This window comes from Collinsella aerofaciens (assembly GCF_032584215.1).
Taxonomy (GTDB): domain Bacteria; phylum Actinomycetota; class Coriobacteriia; order Coriobacteriales; family Coriobacteriaceae; genus Collinsella.
This window is the reverse complement of record NZ_JAWHPN010000078.1, coordinates 1-679: the sequence shown is the minus strand read 5'-3', so window position 1 is coordinate 679 and position 679 is coordinate 1. Positions and strand designations below refer to the sequence as shown.

Below are 679 nucleotides of genomic sequence, written 5' to 3'. Positions count from 1 at the left end.
CGGTACGCCTATGAGTATGACGAGATGGGCCGCGTGACCCGCAAGAGCGCCAGCGGGCGGACCCTTCTGGCCCTGGAGTATGACCGGAATGGCAACAAGGTACGGCAGGTCGACGTAACGGGCAAGCTGACCGGCTTCGACTATGACCCCATGGGACAGCTTCTGCGCCTCACCGATGACGGGCAGGAGCTGGCGGTCTACACCTACAACCCGGACGGCACGCCCAGGGCCGTGGCCCACGGCCCCATCCGGCAGGAATACGCCTACGACCTGGACAAAAACCTGACGGGCCTCACCGTCCGCTCGGGGGATGTCCTGCTCTCCCAGACCAGCTATGCCTATGATGGAAACGGCAACCGAATCCGAAAACAGGCCCTGGACGGGACGACCCTGTACCAGTACGACGCCCTCAATCAGCTCCAGCGGGTGGACTACCCGGCCTATTCCGAGGAGCTGTTCTACGACAAGGCGGGCAACCGCGCCCGGCGTCTGGTGGGCGGCGAGGAGGAATTGTACCAGTACGACCCCCGCAACCGCCTGATGGCCCTGACCCGGGGCGGCGTGACCACCCCCTTCCAGTACGACAATGCGGGCAACCTGCTCCAAGACGACAAGGCAAGGTACAGCTACGACGCCTTCAACCGGACGGTGAAGGTGGAGACCTTTGACGGCAATGTGC

General features: G+C 63.9%; 1 protein-coding gene. It reads left to right on the top strand.

The window, feature by feature from the left end:
- Positions 1–679: hypothetical protein (locus tag RX395_RS09820; RefSeq protein WP_316367294.1), on the top strand; the 679-nt coding region annotated here is incomplete at both ends.